Annotated in this window: 15 protein-coding genes and 1 pseudogene; 11 read left to right on the forward strand and 5 right to left on the reverse strand. The window is 38.9% G+C overall.

All coding sequences use genetic code 11. From position 1 onward, the window contains the following. Positions 1-9: 9 nt before the first annotated feature. On the reverse strand, positions 10-750 hold the full coding sequence (locus MKY30_RS04280; RefSeq protein WP_147211848.1) for a hypothetical protein: 741 nt from the start codon (positions 748-750) through the stop codon (positions 10-12). Between the two features lie 218 nt (positions 751-968). After that, positions 969-1,277, reverse strand: coding sequence for a hypothetical protein (locus tag MKY30_RS04285; protein WP_147211849.1), 309 nt, complete (start codon positions 1,275-1,277; stop codon positions 969-971). 336 nt (positions 1,278-1,613) lie between these two features. On the opposite strand from MKY30_RS04285, the gene MKY30_RS04290 reads away from it, so the two are divergent. Continuing rightward, positions 1,614-1,904: a hypothetical protein gene (locus MKY30_RS04290; protein ID WP_147211850.1), complete on the forward strand. Its 291-nt coding sequence runs from the start codon at positions 1,614-1,616 to the stop codon at positions 1,902-1,904. A 109-nt stretch (positions 1,905-2,013) separates the two neighbouring features. On the opposite strand, the pseudogene MKY30_RS04295 reads toward MKY30_RS04290, so the two are convergent. Beyond that, positions 2,014-2,248, reverse strand: a pseudogene (locus tag MKY30_RS04295) (cation:dicarboxylate symporter family transporter); the annotation flags it as partial. Between the two features lie 314 nt (positions 2,249-2,562). After that, positions 2,563-3,339, reverse strand: coding sequence for a MurR/RpiR family transcriptional regulator (locus MKY30_RS04300; protein ID WP_147211851.1), 777 nt, complete (start codon positions 3,337-3,339; stop codon positions 2,563-2,565). 116 nt (positions 3,340-3,455) lie between these two features. Here MKY30_RS04300 and pfkB point away from each other — a divergent pair, with 116 nt between their 5' ends. The 10 genes from pfkB (at position 3,456) to MKY30_RS04350 (ending at position 12,275) form a co-directional block, all read left to right on the forward strand. Next, a complete protein-coding gene (gene pfkB / locus MKY30_RS04305) occupies positions 3,456-4,376 on the forward strand; it encodes a 1-phosphofructokinase (RefSeq protein WP_339283535.1) in 921 nt (306 codons plus the stop codon). Between the two features lie 17 nt (positions 4,377-4,393). Beyond that, complete coding sequence (locus tag MKY30_RS04310) at positions 4,394-6,292, forward strand: fructose-specific PTS transporter subunit EIIC (protein ID WP_341082891.1); 1,899 nt, start codon at positions 4,394-4,396, stop codon at positions 6,290-6,292. After that, positions 6,289-7,227: a tagatose-bisphosphate aldolase gene (gene lacD, locus MKY30_RS04315; protein ID WP_156986138.1), complete on the forward strand. Its 939-nt coding sequence runs from the start codon at positions 6,289-6,291 to the stop codon at positions 7,225-7,227. The genes MKY30_RS04310 and lacD overlap by 4 nt, the downstream gene beginning before the upstream one ends. 130 nt (positions 7,228-7,357) lie before the next feature. Further along, positions 7,358-7,855 carry a hypothetical protein gene (locus MKY30_RS04320; protein WP_339283539.1) on the forward strand — a complete coding sequence of 166 codons (498 nt, stop codon included), beginning with the start codon at positions 7,358-7,360 and terminating at the stop codon, positions 7,853-7,855. Positions 7,856-7,945: 90 nt separating this feature from the next. Beyond that, entirely contained in the window at positions 7,946-8,377 is a 432-nt protein-coding gene (locus MKY30_RS04325) for a (deoxy)nucleoside triphosphate pyrophosphohydrolase (RefSeq protein WP_339283541.1), read from the forward strand. A gap of 188 nt (positions 8,378-8,565) precedes the next feature. Continuing rightward, positions 8,566-10,218 carry an AAA family ATPase gene (locus MKY30_RS04330; protein ID WP_341082893.1) on the forward strand — a complete coding sequence of 551 codons (1,653 nt, stop codon included), beginning with the start codon at positions 8,566-8,568 and terminating at the stop codon, positions 10,216-10,218. A 47-nt stretch (positions 10,219-10,265) separates the two neighbouring features. Beyond that, positions 10,266-10,724 carry a hypothetical protein gene (locus tag MKY30_RS04335; protein WP_156986141.1) on the forward strand — a complete coding sequence of 153 codons (459 nt, stop codon included), beginning with the start codon at positions 10,266-10,268 and terminating at the stop codon, positions 10,722-10,724. After that, a complete protein-coding gene (locus MKY30_RS04340; protein WP_156986142.1) occupies positions 10,717-10,926 on the forward strand; it encodes a DUF2997 domain-containing protein in 210 nt (69 codons plus the stop codon). Before MKY30_RS04335 ends, MKY30_RS04340 begins: the two co-directional genes overlap by 8 nt. A 6-nt stretch (positions 10,927-10,932) precedes the next feature. Continuing rightward, on the forward strand, positions 10,933-11,673 hold the full coding sequence (locus tag MKY30_RS04345; protein WP_156986143.1) for a helix-hairpin-helix domain-containing protein: 741 nt from the start codon (positions 10,933-10,935) through the stop codon (positions 11,671-11,673). After that, a complete protein-coding gene (locus tag MKY30_RS04350) occupies positions 11,673-12,275 on the forward strand; it encodes a 4Fe-4S cluster-binding domain-containing protein (RefSeq protein ID WP_156986144.1) in 603 nt (200 codons plus the stop codon). The genes MKY30_RS04345 and MKY30_RS04350 overlap by 1 nt, the downstream gene beginning before the upstream one ends. 62 nt (positions 12,276-12,337) lie before the next feature. On the opposite strand, the gene MKY30_RS04355 is transcribed toward MKY30_RS04350, so the two are convergent. Then, a complete protein-coding gene (locus MKY30_RS04355) occupies positions 12,338-13,216 on the reverse strand; it encodes a GNAT family N-acetyltransferase (RefSeq protein ID WP_341082894.1) in 879 nt (292 codons plus the stop codon). Positions 13,217-13,356: the final 140 nt, after the last annotated feature.

The following is a 13,356-nucleotide window of genomic DNA, read 5'->3' on the forward strand; positions in this document are numbered from 1 at the left end:
GCTTTTGTACTAAGGTATTTGAAATGTCTCAGAAACCCGTTCAACCATTGTCTCGTATTCTTCTTGTAAATCTGCAGGATACTCAATTAATAGATTAGCTATATAATCATCGGCTAAGATTGATTTTTTATAAATATTATTGGTTCCGTCAAAATAGGAAATGACATACCAATCGTCTTCCAGTCTTTCATAGCTTACCGATTCACTCTCTTCTTCCGCCTCTGCAACATCATACTCATAATAAGATTCGATTGATCCTTTATCACTGGCAAGGGTACTTCCCTCTTCCGTAAGTCCAAAATGACTTCCCGACGCGATAATGGTAGCTGTATCATCATGGACTTCAATGCCATCGCCGTTGTCTGGCATGTAGTCTGCTTCAAAGGTGGATGGATATTCAACAGAAAAGCCGAATCTTGCATTTGCGTAGGATTCATAAGCTTCCTCGGCAGCACTTTCATTATCTTCTTCATTTGCTTCCGTACCCCCGCCGGTTTCTGACGGGTCCTCGTTATCAGCATTCTGATCTTGTGTGTTGTCCTCATCAGCCTCTTCGGAGTTGTCACCATTCTCATTTACATTTTCCTGATCTTCGTTGTTTTGGTCATCACCTTCATTTTGTGATTCATTATTGTTCTCGTCTATAATTTCCTGATTATCATTTGCTTTTTCATTATTATCACTATTACAAGCTATTAGCAGGATACTGCATACTAAAAGAATGCTTATCGACAGCATAAATCTCTTCATTCATTTTCTCTCCCCTCATTGTTTTGATTATTCAGAAAAATATTCCGAATAGATAGCCATAAAAGAAAGAAGCCCTAAAATACTAGACCCAATTCCTACGATATATATACTCACCTTTTCAATAATTTCATATAATAATCTATTACCTTATATCTACTTGTTAAAACATATAACTATCATTTAACATTGTAAGAATATATATTTCTTCCCTTAACATGTTACATCCCTCCCCCGCCAGAGCTTCTTATTACTCTTTTCACATACCCACATCGCTGGCAACGATAAATAAGACGAAATGAAACTTCATCATCCCAGCCAATATGCTCAAACTTATGGAATCCTATTCTGCAAAGCAGATTCTTTTCACTCCTGGTTGTTAAATAATAAATCAAAAGAACAACTACACCAACAACGATAGCAACATAATGAATATAATACATATTAAACATCGCATCAGCATCTGCAATAATAAACGCCGCTCCGAGAAAAATGAGGGAGTAACCTATTAAAGGAGCTTTATTCTTCATATGGCACCTCCTCGGATTTTAAAATTTGTCCTTTATATTATTTAGAAGTCATTTTCCCTGACACAGGATTATTAAACAAAAAGACAGAGACCAGTAAAACAGAAAAAACAACTTTCTATTCAGCAAATGAAACACCTGTACAAGCAAGGAGATCTTGACATGATTGCAAATTATATTTCGACCGGCTCCACCAGCTTTATATTGATTAAGTATAATTTTGAATGAAATGCAATCAATTTACAGAGAATATTCAGAGGGTATACAATTAAAGATAGGAAAGCATTTAACTTCTTGCACAAAGATTTAATTAATTACTTGAATAGGAGAGGATTTCTCATGAAGTCAACTTCTGAAAATAAATTAAGAGGAAACAACAATCGTTCCTCCCTGCTTTATTTCATCATAACAGGATTTATCACCATCATCTTATCTTTCTTTTTCACGGGAAGAGCTATTGCTGAGGGAGCTAATGATGATTTTGGTCTGGACTTCTTTTTACTTATTGCAGTCTGGGCTTTTGGAGCAACTTTTTACTATTTATTTCAATTAAAAAAGATTGGTGCCCTTATTTCAATCCTTCCCATCATTTTCTATATATGCTGGTTTATAGTATCTTTTTTCATGTAAAGGAAAAGCAGCATAATCCTTATTTGGATTATGCTGCTGTCATTAGGATGCTTTTCTTTATAAGCCCTAAAAAGATACGGACAAGAGAAGAAAATTCAATTCTTTATTCCTATTCATTCAACTGCTTTTTATCCTTCCGCTTTTCCCGCTCAGATAAAATATAGGCACATGCCGCATCACCAGAGATATTGTGAGGCGTTCTTAACACATCAAGAGGTCAATACCAATAATTAATGCGATACCTTCAACAGGGAGACCAACTTGATTCAGCACCATGCCAGCATAATCAATCCAACACTAAGCACACCCGCAGTACCAACACTTGCCAAGGTGGCAACAAGCACACCCAACATAACAAGCCAGCCTAAAATATCGTTTGCTCGTTCAAATAAGTTAAAAATACCTTTCAAATTTAAACCACACAAAAGATAGTACTGTCATAAGATAAGAAAACAAATAGCACTATGTTGTAGTGACTGAAAAGTCTATAAAAAAGATGCAGACACACTTACAATTACAAGTGTTTCTACATTTTTATAAATATGCTAGATCGTATATTCCAATTTCAAAATTAGCACGCAGAAAAATTATTTCTTTAATATTTCCACTGGGATTTATTTACTTAGGTTATAAAGCATAATACTTTCTCTCCTAAAAACTACTTAAATCGAATCACATATGCATCCAGAAATATCCGCGCCAGCACCTGCAGCGGCAACCGCGAACGCACCTCATAATCAGGAAAAAAGCTTTGCTTCGACTTATAACCTAACAAATTAATATCACACAGCCGAAACAGACTGCTCTCCTTATTCGTTGTAAGCAGAATCGTTTTCACATTATTTTGCTTACAAAATTGTGCAGCCTCCACCAGCTCCTCTGTCTCTCCATTCAACGAGACAAAGATAACTAAATCATCCCTTGTAAACTTTCTCGATTTAATACGGATAATATTCGGATCTGTATGCTCTTCACAATGCTTATCAAGCAGCTGCAGCTTTACCGTCATTTCATTGGAAATATGCTCTGAAAATCCCCTGGCAAATATTGTAATCTTTTTACTATATTTCACAGCAACTAAAGCGTCTTCAATCAGCGAGGAATCCAGATAATTTAACGTATTTATCACTTCCTCCTGATTCTTGAAGATAGCCGACTGAATTTGCGAATCAATATTTTTAATTTTTTCCAGCGCTCCCGGAAACTGCTGTGATTTTTCGGAGATAAATTGAAATTTAAAATCCGTAAATCCCCGGTAGTGGAGTTTTTTCATACATCGGACAATCGTGGAAGTGGAGACGTTCGCCTCCTCACTCAACTGCGTAATCGAAATATCGCCCATCGTCGAATAGTGCGATTCTATATAATTTAATAAATGCTTGTCGCTGCTGCTTAATTCATTATAGTAATGCTGAATCCTCTGTTGGAAATTCATACTAAACACCCGCTTATCTTGAAATCTTTTTCATCTATTTTCTAACTATAACACATATAATGCAAACATTTTCATTTCCCACTGTGCCATACTTTAAGAAGGAAAGGATGAATGCCATGATTTATACATGCACATTAAATACAGCAATTGATATGTTCATCGAAATGGAGGATTTTCTTCCTGACAAGGTGAACCGAAGCATATACGATGAATTCCAGCCAAACGGCAAGGGAGTTAATATATCCATTATTTTAAATAAGCTTGGTACCCCTTCTACAGCTTTAGGTTATATAGCCGGCTTCAGCGGGCATTATATTCAGGATGAGCTGAAAAAAATGGGCATCAACACGGATTTTACAGAAGTAGATGGCGTCACAAGAATTAATGCGTTTGTAAAATCTAATCAGGGCGAGTATAAAATTGTCAATAGCGGCCCGGAAATAACGGATATAAAAATAGATGAATTATTAAATAAAATTGCCGGATTTACAAAGGAAGATGTTTTATTTGTATCAGGCAGCCTGCCCAAAGGCGTGGAACCATCCATCCTGGTAGCAATAGCAAAGCATGCTGCTGATATCGGATTTCGATTAATTTTAGATATAAGTCATCCTATCTTAAGTGAATTAGTTCACTATCAGCCTTATTTAATCAAACCGAATGATGAAGAGCTCCAAAACCTGTTTCCAGAGGATAACCTGGATTCAGAACAGGCAATCATTCATGCAGCCCGAAAATTATTAGATAAAGGCTGTCAAAATATCTTAGTCTCTATGGGCGGCCAAGGTGCTTACTTTGTCAATAAAGAGTCATCACTCTACTGTCCTGCACCGAAAGGAGAGGTAGTGAATACAGCTTGCGCCGGAGACACAACATTAGCTACTTTTTACATTACTTTACAGACTAATACAGCTGAAGCGGCATTAAAGAAAGCTGTGGCAGCTGGTTCCTCTACTGCTTTCCGCTCCGGATTAACGGATTTTGAGGATGTTGAAGATCTGATGAAAGACTTGAACGTAAAAACATTAACCGTATAAATGAAAGGGTGAAAATCATGACATATCGTTTTTTAGGCGTTACTGGTTGTCCTACAGGTATTGCGCATACGTTTATGGCTGCAGAAGCACTTGAGAAAACTGCTGAAGAAAAAGGCGTTTCCATCAAAGTCGAAACCCATGGACAAAGAGGTACAGAAAACCAGTTTACTGCTCAGGAAATTAAAGATGCAGAGGTCATTATTATTGCTGCTGATAAAAACGTGGACATTGACCGTTTCCATGGAAAAAAAGTGATTAACGTTTCTGTTTCAAAAGGAATTAAAAACCCTGAGGAATTAATCGACAGAGCTATCTCAGGAGATGTCGCTGTCTATAAAGGATCCGGTGAAGCGGCATCCTCAAATAACGAAAAAAGTGATCAGGGATCAGCCAATATCTGGCACCAGCTCTATGTGCATTTGATGAATGGTGTCAGCCATATGCTTCCTTTAGTTGTTGCCGGCGGGGTGATGATTGCTGTTTCCTTTATGTTTGGAATTTATTCAGCTGATCCTGAATCATCCCAGTATAATGTCATTGCCGAACAAATGAATACCATCGGCGGACTGGCTATGGGGCTGATGGTTCCTGTATTAAGTGCTTATATCGCCCAATCCATTGGTAACAGGCCCGGCCTTATCATCGGTTTTATTGTCGGTATGATTGCCGATACAAACGGTACAGGATTTTTAGGCGGAATTGTTGGTGGTTTCTTAGCTGGTGGCCTTGTTTTACTGCTGATGAAAGCATTAAAGAATCTGCCAAAATCACTTGACGGTTTAAAAGCAATTTTCTTAATTCCGGTTCTCGGTATCTTTATCGGCGGATTTGCCATGTGGTATCTGTCCGTTCCTATGGAAGCAATTAATCAGGGAATGATGAACTTCCTAAGCAGCTTCCAGGATTCTAATCCGCTCTTATTAGGGTTGATTGTAGGTGTTATGAGTGCATTTGATATGGGCGGCCCGGTCAACAAGGCTGCTTATGTAACAGGAACAGCGCTACTTGCACAAGGTAACTTCTTATTTATGGCAGGTGTTTCTGCTGCATGTATCGTTCCACCTTTAGCAACAGGTTTCTCTGTATTGTTCGCCCGTCGTCAATACAGTCAGGCTGAAGCAAGTGCCGGTTATGTCAATTTCCTATTAGGTTCTACACACATTACAGAAGGTGCAATTCCTTTTGCAGCTAAAAGACCTTTTACCATTATCCCGATTATTATGGTAGGTTCTTCTATCGCTGCCATGCTGACCTATATGTTTAAAGTAGAAGTACCCGCACCACATGGAGGATTTATTGTTCTTCCTGTTGTAACCCATGCATTCTTATGGGTATTGGCAATTCTAATTGGTGCTGTTATTTCAGGATTCCTAATGGCATTAGAACAAAAAAGACATCAACGGAAAAACAATACTGAACAAGCAACTGCACCAGCGCCAAAAGAACAGCCTGCTTCCAAAGAGCAGGGCAGGCTTTTAGAAACAAATCAAATTCACCTGCAGCAAAAGCTGGGTTCCAAAGATGAAGTTCTGACATTTATAGCAGAAAAAGCGAAAGAATTAAATATTACAACAGATGCAAAAAAAGTAGTAAGTGGATTGCAAAAAAGAGAATCAGAAGGCTCAACAGGTATGGAGAACGGAATTGCTATTCCGCATGTGAAGAGCGATGCAATTCAACAGGCAAAATTAATGGTTGTGCAATTGGCAGAAGGTATCGATTGGCCTGCAATGGACGGAAAACCAACAGATTTTGTCATCAGTATTCTGGTGCCAGATGGAAGCAGCAACGAACACTTAGATATCCTATCGGCTCTTTCCAGAAAACTGATGAATCAGGAGTTTATTGACCAATTAAAGGCTTCTCAATCAGAAGCTGAAATAAAAGAATTATTACTTGGAGGCGTTAAAAAATGAAAAATTTAGATAAACTAATGAATGACCAGGGTATTATTTCCGCACTTGCTATTGATCAGCGTGGTGCACTAAGAAGAATGATGGGCGATGATATTTCCGGTGAGCAGATCTCTGATTTCAAACAGCTTGTATCTGAAAAGCTTACTCCTTATGCTTCTTCTATCCTGCTTGATCCTGAATATGGACTAGCAGCAGCGAAGAAAAGAGATACAAACTGCGGATTAATCCTGGCCTATGAACAAACAGGCTATGATAAGCAGGAGCCTGGACGTTTTCCGGATTTAATTCCAAATTGCTCCGTGAAAAATCTGAAAGCAGAAGGCGCTGATGCCATTAAATTGCTCATCTATATTGACGTAGATGAAAGCAAAGAAATTAATGAAGTCAAAGAAGCCTTTGTAGAGCGTGTCGGCAGTGAGTGTGTTGCAGAAGACATTCCATTGTTCTTAGAAATCCTTACCTATGACGATTCAATTGGCAATGAAAAAGGATTAGAATTTGCCAAAGTAAAACCAAAAAAAGTGATCGAAGCAATGAAACGCTACAGTGAACCAAGATTTAATGTGGATGTATTAAAGGTTGAGGTTCCTGTAAATATGAATTTTGTGGAAGGCTATGCAGAAGGTGAAACAGCTCAAACCCAAGCAGAAGCAAAAGCTGTTTTCAAAGAACAATCTGAGGCGACTGACCTGCCATTTATCTTTTTAAGTGCAGGAGTTACACCGGAATTATTCCAAGAAACATTGCGTTTTGCCAAAGAAGCAGAATCTACCTTTAATGGTGTCCTCTGCGGCAGAGCAACCTGGAGCGGTGCAACATCCGAATTTAAAAATGTTGATGGAGAAGCTGCTGCTAAGTGGCTGCAAACAGAAGGCGTTAAAAATATTCAAGAATTGGATAAAGTAGTTCAAGAAACAGCAACATCTATTTCTTAATAAATACAGAAAAAGCTCAGTGACCGTATTGGGCTTTTTCTGCATATCCTTTCTACTTCTTATTCATAGTATGTTATTATTCATTTTGTTACATGCTAATCATGGGACTATGTTATAAGGAGAGAAACCCATGCCTAAAAAATACATAATTATCGGAAGCACCCTTGCTTTCATTATCATTATTTTGCTCGTTTCTATTTTCTACTTTAAAATCTCCTTCACCTCCCTGCCGACGAATCTGCCAATTGTTCTGGCTGACGAGCTTACCAGTGACGGAGAGCGGAGACATGTTAATTCGATTACTATTATGAAGTCTGATTCCAGTCACATGAATAGTGATGAACCTGTACTTCCCGAAAGTGAGGAAGAAATTGTATTAAATCAATCAAATGACATCACCAGAATGCTTATTGAAGATGTCCGAATTTACAACGGCGGAAGAATCACCAATGATAGTCAGGAATATACCGTCGAAATGAGCCTGTCTGATGACACCCATCTATATCTCTATATCACTAACGAATATATCCGGATTGTTCCTCCTGACCAAAATGGAAAGTTATACAAAGTCCTGGATAAAGAAAATGCAGTTTATGTATACTTCCATTCTTTCTTTGAAGAAAAATAAAGCTCGTTTGCCAGCCTGTATCGTTCCAGAAACCATATAAACATGCTATCCTAGAGAGAGAGCATTATTAGAGGCAGGAGGGGTTTCAGGTTGAAGAAAACGGTACAGGTTGTTGCAGCGGTTATAGAGAATGAGCGCCGTGAGATATTATGTGCACTACGATCCGGCCAGATGTCTCTTTCAAACATGTGGGAATTCCCTGGAGGAAAGGTAAAAGAAGGAGAAAACCTATTTACTGCATTAGAGCGTGAAGTATATGAAGAAATGTCCTGCAGGATTCAAGCTCAGGAGGTTTTCCATGAGAATGTCCACGAATATGATACCTTTATTATTCAGCTTATTGTCATTAAAGCAGAATTAGTTCAAGGCGTCCCTCAAACAAATGAACATGCCAAGCTTATCTGGCTGCAGAGAGAAAATTTGCCTTCTTTACATTGGGCACCTGCTGATATGCCGGCTGTTGAGGCACTTATGAATGAACCTTTAAAAGAACAAACTGGCTCTTTTAAACGACAAAAATGAGAACTTCCGGTTTCGCCACCCAGAATGAAACATCTTGCCGGGAAACCCACATAAGCGATCAGATTGCTTATGTGGGTTTCTTTTTATTTTACGATAGGAGAAAGTATAAGAATCACATATACATTTTTATATACTATGCTAAAATAAGTTTAACTGACTATCTCGTATTGTAGAGGAGCGTTTGTTATATGGAAAAAGGAACTTTCACTGAGAAGCTGGCAAATTATTTACGGGCAAGATTTTCATTTCTGTCCATTTCAACTTGGGAAGAAGACCGTGTCATTCGTGATATTCAAAAAATTTGCTCTGATCCCCAGCTAATCAAAACTGTACGTAAAGTATATACATGGACAGTTACAGAGGGGCTGATGGATAACAACTATACCTCCATCAAAAATACCACACAGCCGATGCGTGCATTAGAACAAATTGAAAAAATAGAAGAACCCTCCGTATTTATATTGAAAGACTTTCATATTTATATGGGAGGAGAAAACAGACAGCCGGACTATACGCTTATCCGGCGTATACGAGACCTGGTATCTATTATCGAAAACAGTCCATTACAGAAAAATGTTATATTCGTCTCACCTGCCTTTTCTATTCCATTAGAATTGCAGAAAGATATTATGATAGTAGATTACGGACTTCCTACATACTCCGAAATAAAAAAAGTACTGCATCAAATGATAAAGATGAATGAAGGCAATTCCAGAATTACCATTGATTTGAATCAGGAGAATGAAGAAAAATTAATCAAGGCTGCACTCGGTCTAACGATACAGGAAGCGGAAAATGCTTTTGCCCTGTCAATGGTTACAGATGGCAGACTGGATATCAACAGTGTGGACCATGTTTTGGAAGAAAAACAGCAAATCATTCAAAAAAATGGCTTATTAGAATATATACCGCACGAACCAAGCATGAAGGATGTTGGCGGTCTGGAAAATATTAAACGCTGGCTGAATCGCAGAAATAATTCCTGGATGGACTCTGCCGGTGAATATGGACTTCCTGCTCCAAAAGGAATATTGCTTACTGGAATACCCGGCTGTGGGAAAAGTCTTATTGCAAAGGCTGTCAGCTCCTTATGGAAGCTCCCGCTCTTAAAACTGGACATGGGAAAAATTTATTCTGGACTTGTAGGAAGCAGTGAAGAAAATATGCGTGAAGCAATTCATACTGCAGAGGCCATCTCTCCTTCTATTCTCTGGATTGATGAACTGGAAAAGGGATTAAGTGGAACAAACGGGACAGGCGACAGCGGTACTTCCACCCGCATTTTTGGTACACTACTCACCTGGATGCAGGAAAAAAAGCAGCCAGTTTTTGTTGTTGCTACAGCAAATAATATCCAGTCCCTTCCACCAGAGCTGCTTCGGAAAGGACGTTTTGATGAAATCTTTTTTGTGGATTTGCCAACCAAAAGAGAACGGGAAGCAATCTTTAAAATTCATCTGAACAAGCGGCTTACATCTGAAAAGGTCAAAGGTGAGATGGCTGCAGACGATACTTTGTTCTCACACCTTGCCACACTATCAGAAGGATTTATCGGTGCAGAGATTGAGCAGGCTATTATTTCCGGTTTATTCGAAGCATATGCGGAACAGCGCGCCTTAAAAGAAACGGATATCGAAAAAGCAATTGAACATACTGTCCCGCTCTCTGTTACACAAGGAGAGCAAATTCGTGCGCTCCGGGAATGGGCGAATGTCAGGGCTGTCGCCGCAACCCCGAAAGACGACCGTGCAGACTACGGCAGTGATGCGGAGGAAAAACAAATCCCTGCTCCATCCAATGATATTCATACTTCTCGTGGAGGGCGAACACTTGACTTTTAATATACACTCAGCGGGAAAATTATCCGCTATAAAAGGAGGAAATACTGATGAGCCTGTCTTTTATATTAGTCCCAATTGCAATAGGAGCAACATCTGCAATCTCTTTAGCTATGTCGGAAAAGATAGAAGAAGGAGAATTTTATAAGATCACAACAAGCATGAAGGACAATACAATGCTGACAGAAGCATTGCAAAATTACGGATGCAACGTGACTATAGAGAACGAACGCATGCAGTCCTCGCTCGGAAATACACAGCTTGCTTTTCAGCAGGAGGAAAACGGAACATTCAGCGCAATATTCGCCGAGGATGTAGCCGTTGAGGATGCTAAAGAGCTACTGACTAATATTCAAAATGAATATACCAGCTTTGTTCAGAAACAAACCTATGATAAACTGCTCCAGCGTGCAGAAAAAGAAGGATTAATGCTTGAATCAGAAAATACCGATGATGAAGATACCATTGTGCTGACTTTCCAAGTAAGGGAGAATCGAAACTATGAGTAAAAAAATCCGTATTGAGATTACATCCGATGGAAAAATCAGAGCAAAAACACTGGGGATGAAGGGTGAAGAATGCTTGGATTATGTCGAGCTTGTAGAACAGCTTGTGGATGCAGAGACAATTGATTCCGAATTTACAGAGGAATATGCAGAAACAGCAATTTATCACCACACCACCCAGCAACAACAATTAAAAAAGGAGTAGGTAAGCATGGGTGATGCGATTACGCCATTGGGAAAGAAGTGGGAGTACCTTCATTCCATATGGATACTATGGCTAATTTTCCCTTTTGGATTTCTTTCTTTCATAAGTTTTTACTATATCAGTTTACGTGTCAGAAAATTAAAGTGGTTTATTGCGGGAAGTATTTATGCTCTGCTTGTTATTCAGTTTTTTGTTGTCGATGAATTTTATCCAAAGGAAAGTTTTATCTATGACGCTTCTGTCATGCTTATACTCGGCGGATGGATAGCAGCTTGGATAAACGCTGTTATTTCACGCAAAACATACTTACAGCTTCTTGTTAAGCAGACCAAATCAGAGGCACGCAGAATGTCTGCTCCTTCCTATGATATACAAGAAACTTATTCTTTGGATCCATCTGCTGAATCATCTCAGTCAGTAGACACCCCAAAACCAGTTGAGGAGCCAATTAACTATAACACGTCTCTTCCTGCTGAAAAAGTGAATATGAATACAGCCGCGCAGGAGGAAATCGCAGCCATTCCTTCACTCGGAAATATCCTGGCTGGGCAGATTGTAGAGATCCGTAAGCGGAGAGGTCCATTTCATAATTTCAGTCATTTTGTGGAACTAATGGATATAAAACCGCATATTCTAGCAAAAGCGAAACCATTTATGGTCTTTTCCAATGAAGATTTAGATGATAGAGAATCAGAACATTCTACAGACCATTCGAAGTATTCATCAGGAAGGGTTGTTGATTATTAATGCATATACAGCTGCATCGATTTTTACCATCTTCCATTGCAGAGGGACCTGGAAAACGGGCTTCTGTATGGGTTCAGGGCTGCCCTATTCATTGCAAGGGCTGCGGTGTCCCCTGGACCTGGAATCCGAGACTCGGAACTCCCTCTGATGTCGATACCATTTGGGAGAAAATTTTAGAGAGTAAAGAGAAAAATGATATTGAAGGAATTACCTTCCTGGGCGGCGAACCCTTTGAACAGGCTGAGTCTCTGGCTATCCTGGCAGAACGCGCACAAAATATCGGCTTAAGTATTATGACATTCAGCGGATACTATTATGAAGAGCTCGAGAAGCTGGATAAACCGGGCTGGAAGGAGCTTCTTGCTCATACGGATATCTTTCTGGAGGGGCCATTCGAATTGGATAAACCGGACTATATCCGTCCATGGATCGGTTCTACCAACCAAATCATTCATTTTTTAACGGATCGTTATATAAATCTGAAAGAAGAATTAGACAAGATTCCAGACCGACTTGAAATTTATATTAAAAAGGATGGGACTGTTGAAGCCAATGGCATGATTCCATCTGAATCCTGGAAGCAAATGTTTAATGGTATTTAAAAAGAAAAGCGGCAGCGGGCATTTTTATAATGTCAGCTGCTGCTTTTTCCCATTATTACTATTTATTTAAGAATATATGAATCCCATGATTTCCTCTTATTTAATTCCAAAAAATCAAATAAACCCATCGCAACAGGATTAGTAGAATCGACCTCTATTCCTACTGTCTGCACGCCATTATCTTTGAGCATCTGCAATTGACTGAATAACAGCTGCTTCAATAGTTTGATATCCTGTTTTGTTTGATCTAAGCCAACCCAGCCGATTTCATAATGATTTTCTGTATCACCAGGATGAAGCATGATATATGCGGCGATTTCTTCCTCTATAAATAAAACAGAACTCCTACTTTCATCCGGACAATCATTTCTTAAAATTTCTTCCCATTCAGTAAGTGTAAAGCATCCAACAGGGTTATCTGCATGTGTCTGTTCATAATCTGTTTTTATTTTGGATAAGAACTGCTGCTTCTTTTTCAAATCGGACATCACTTCTTTTAGAGGAGTTATCTTTTCATCTATAGTCTGGCTATCTAAATGCTGCAGCATCCATGTCACTCCAACTGTTTCTTCAAACGTCCTCCGGAATAGATGAAATCCTTTTTCTTCAACGATGGCAATGTTATCTTTTTCATTGGAGCAGCAGGAGTAGATCCACTTATCCTGGGTGGATCTACTCCCAAGCAGTGGAGTAAGAAGCTCATATATATACACATTTCTATCTTGCTCCTTCCCTGCAAAGAAGCGGATATATTTTGCTGATGGATGAAAAGAATTTAACCAGCTGAGTGCCAGTGCAATTGCATTTCCATCTTTTTCAGCAATAAATAATTCATGATACTTCTCAGATTGAAGGATTGATTGTACTGCCTTCAGCTTATCTTTTAAAGAAGGATGTATATCTATATGGGGAAAGTTTTTTACTTTTTTTATTTCTGCCACGGTTATCACCACGTTTTCTATGTTATTTTCAGTATAGCATTGTATTTGGAAGCAGGAGATTTATAGACAGTTAACTTTGATAAAATCATGCCTGCGCTTTCATTGTTTTATACAATTTTCTTCTAATGTGGATAAATTGA

This window comes from Oceanobacillus sp. FSL W8-0428, from assembly GCF_038004405.1.
Classification (GTDB): domain Bacteria; phylum Bacillota; class Bacilli; order Bacillales; family Amphibacillaceae; genus Oceanobacillus; species Oceanobacillus sojae.

Excerpts from the sequence above, each read along its gene's own strand:
- pfkB (WP_339283535.1), top strand. The coding sequence starts at position 3,456 with ATGATTTATACATGCACATTAAATACAGCAATTGATATGTTCATCGAA.
- MKY30_RS04320 (WP_339283539.1), top strand. The coding sequence starts at position 7,358 with ATGCCTAAAAAATACATAATTATCGGAAGCACCCTTGCTTTCATTATC.
- MKY30_RS04345 (WP_156986143.1), top strand. The coding sequence starts at position 10,933 with ATGGGTGATGCGATTACGCCATTGGGAAAGAAGTGGGAGTACCTTCAT.
- MKY30_RS04280 (WP_147211848.1), bottom strand. The coding sequence starts at position 750 with ATGAAGAGATTTATGCTGTCGATAAGCATTCTTTTAGTATGCAGTATC.
- MKY30_RS04310 (WP_341082891.1), top strand. The coding sequence starts at position 4,394 with ATGACATATCGTTTTTTAGGCGTTACTGGTTGTCCTACAGGTATTGCG.
- MKY30_RS04300 (WP_147211851.1), bottom strand. The coding sequence starts at position 3,339 with ATGAATTTCCAACAGAGGATTCAGCATTACTATAATGAATTAAGCAGC.
- MKY30_RS04285 (WP_147211849.1), bottom strand. The coding sequence starts at position 1,277 with ATGAAGAATAAAGCTCCTTTAATAGGTTACTCCCTCATTTTTCTCGGA.
- MKY30_RS04330 (WP_341082893.1), top strand. The coding sequence starts at position 8,566 with ATGGAAAAAGGAACTTTCACTGAGAAGCTGGCAAATTATTTACGGGCA.
- MKY30_RS04350 (WP_156986144.1), top strand. The coding sequence starts at position 11,673 with ATGCATATACAGCTGCATCGATTTTTACCATCTTCCATTGCAGAGGGA.
- MKY30_RS04290 (WP_147211850.1), top strand. The coding sequence starts at position 1,614 with ATGAAGTCAACTTCTGAAAATAAATTAAGAGGAAACAACAATCGTTCC.
- MKY30_RS04335 (WP_156986141.1), top strand. The coding sequence starts at position 10,266 with ATGAGCCTGTCTTTTATATTAGTCCCAATTGCAATAGGAGCAACATCT.
- lacD (WP_156986138.1), top strand. The coding sequence starts at position 6,289 with ATGAAAAATTTAGATAAACTAATGAATGACCAGGGTATTATTTCCGCA.
- MKY30_RS04340 (WP_156986142.1), top strand. The coding sequence starts at position 10,717 with ATGAGTAAAAAAATCCGTATTGAGATTACATCCGATGGAAAAATCAGA.